3 protein-coding genes are annotated in these 2660 nt (G+C 61.2%); 1 reads left to right on the top strand and 2 read right to left on the bottom strand.

Features of this window, described 5'->3' with window-relative positions; genetic code table 11:
• Positions 1–628, bottom strand: a 628-nt coding sequence (locus ACRXB1_RS34205; protein ID WP_449494561.1) for a Sir2 family NAD-dependent protein deacetylase, incomplete at its 3' end; no start/stop codon positions are given.
• 296 nt (positions 629–924) lie between these two features.
• Here ACRXB1_RS34205 and ACRXB1_RS34200 point away from each other — a divergent pair.
• Entirely contained in the window at positions 925–1890 is a 966-nt protein-coding gene (locus tag ACRXB1_RS34200; protein ID WP_449494562.1) for a hypothetical protein, read from the top strand.
• Between the two features lie 20 nt (positions 1891–1910).
• Here the strand turns inward: ACRXB1_RS34200 and ACRXB1_RS34195 are convergent.
• A partial coding sequence (locus tag ACRXB1_RS34195; RefSeq protein ID WP_449494560.1) for an MFS transporter occupies positions 1911–2660 on the bottom strand: 750 nt, incomplete at its 5' end.

Raw genomic sequence — 2660 nt, 5'->3', positions numbered from 1 at the left:
TCACGCGCGTGCGCGGCACGCCCTCGCCGAAAAACACGACGTCAGGCTTCAACATCCCGCCGCAGCGCGTGCAAGGCGGCACCTGGACCGCGTTGAAATCGTAGCCTTCCAGTTGCGCATCGCCGTCCGCCACCGGCAATGCTGCCAATCCAACGAAGCCCGGGTTATCCGCGATGAGCCGCTGCTGTAGCGCCGCACGCGGCGTCTCGTCACCGCATGTCATGCAGCGCACCCGGCCAATGTTGCCATGCAGTTCGATCACGTGCGTGTTGCCCGCGCTCGTATGAAGTCCGTCGACATTTTGCGTGACGAGCCGTTCGAAAACACCCAGCCGTTCCAGCCGCGCTACCGCCAGATGCGCCGCATTGGGCGCGGCGCCCGCGAGCATTGGCCAGCCGATCATGCTGCGCGCCCAGTAGCGCTTGCGCGCGAACTCGGAGCCGAGAAAATCCTTCAGCAGGATGGGCGCGCGACCCGTGCGCTGACCTTCCTTGTCGCGATAGCAAGGTATTCCGGATTCCGTACTAATACCGGCACCGGTCAGAACGAACAGTTGCGGATACCGTTCGACAAACTCCAGAAGCGGGTTGGAGAGCGCGGAAGATGCGCTTGGGAAGGGAGTATTCATTGCTGAAATAGTAACGGCAATGCGTATTGTTTGCTTGGGCGGCGAGCCGACGGTATTTCATTTTCCGTGCGCCCGAAAGGGTACGTTACCAGCAAAAAGCGAGCTCACCACGGCGGCCTTTCTTTGCGTTAGCCTTGGCTTGACTGCAGAAGACAAGCGGTTGCCAACCTTTCGTTCGCAGCATCTTTTTGCCCGATAGCGAACAGTCCCTTAACAAAACACAACCCGATAAGTGAATAGTGTCCGCGTCCAGGCTCGCTAACCGAAACAGACTCGGTGGATCGTTTTGCACGTCGATATTGACCGGCGCATTATCTGCGGCGCTGACGTTTTCGGTTTCAACTCATGCCCAGGAACTGAATATTGTTGCCGGCCCGCTGATCAGCCGAGGCGAGAATTCCTACTCGTGGGAAGGGAGTTATCGCGAAGGACTCGGGCGCCATGCGGCATGGAGTTTCTCGTGGATCAACGAAGGACACATTCCCGACCATCATCGCGATGGACAGACCATTCAACTCTGGGGCCGCCTGCCGCTGTGGCGCGACCGGGTGGAGTTATCGGCGGGAGCGGGACCTTACAGGTACTTCGATACCACCGCCGCGGGCGCAGGCGGCACTTATTCGAATACGCATGGCTGGGGCGTGGTGTGGAGCGCGCGGGCGGCTTATTACTTCGAGCGCAGGTGGATCGCCCAGATGCAAGTGAATCACGTGCAGGCGTTCGGCGGTCCCGATACGACCGCGCTGCTCTTCGGCGTGGGTTATCAGCTCGATGCAAACGGCGAACCCGGTCCGCGGCAGACGCCGACACCGAGAACCTCCCGCGTCACCGGCAACGAGCTGACCATCCTGCTCGGCAGATCGATACTGAACAGCTACGACTCGCAGAGCTCGTTTGCGCAGAGCGTGGAGTACCGGCGGGGGCTCGCGCGCTATGTCGACGGGACCGTGTCTTACATCCATGAGGCCAGCAACATGCAACCCCGCCGCGACGGCGTTGCATTGCAGCTGTGGGCGACGCGCGGGTTCTTCGACGACCGCTTTACGCTCGCGGTCGGCGCCGGTCCATACATCGCTGTCACGCAAAACGACAACCTTCCCGGGAATCGTACGGGCGATGGCCGCGTTTCCGGATTGATATCGATGTCGGCGAGTCATCGGCTGGGAAAATACTGGCTCACACGGCTTACATGGAACCGTGTCATCACGCGCTACGACCGCGATACCGATTTGATCGAAGCGGGCATAGGCGTGAGGTTCTAGCGGTCAAACGCATACGGGTTTCAGCTTTTGCCCGGCTTTGGAAACAACGGATACGCGACCAGCGCACAGGCAGCCGCGACCAGCCAGACCACACTCCATGATCCCGCCGCGAGCAGATGCGGGATCGACAAGGGCGTGACGAACAAACCCACGTACACGGCAGTATTCGTCATCCCAAGCGCGGTTCCCGCACGGTCTTTCCCGCTGAGCGTGGCGAGTTCGGTATAAGCCACGCCATGCCACGCCGATACGCAAATCCCCGCGAACACGATAAACCCAATCAGCCAGCCTTCGGATAACCCATACCCCGTCCCTACCGCGAGCACGATGAACGCACCAACCGCGATCAGCGTCGACACTTTTGTATAAGCGCGGCGGTTGCCGTGTTTATCGGTGAACCGGCCGCTCCAGACGCGCATGATCATTGCGCCGAGCTGGACGGCAACCATCGTGGCCGTGATGCCGGGCAGGCCGACATGCGCGAAGTCGTGCAGGAAAACCGTGGCGAACGTGAGCACGGCAAATTGCGGAATGCACAGGATGCCGATGCCCAGCACCACGCGCCAGATCATCGCGTCACGCAGCGGGCTGACGGCTGCAGCAACCGCAACGTTCGATGCGGACACTGCGGGCGCGGGTGTTTCAGGTGGCTCATGAAGCCAGCGCCATGCAAGCCACCCTGCGGCCGTGCACATGGCCGCCAGCACGCCATAGACGAGCCGGAAGCCGCCTGTGGATGCAAGCCACGGCAGGATCAGCGCGCCGAGGCA

The organism is Caballeronia sp. M23-90 (assembly GCF_053574605.1).
This window is presented reverse-complemented; position numbering and strand designations above follow the sequence as displayed.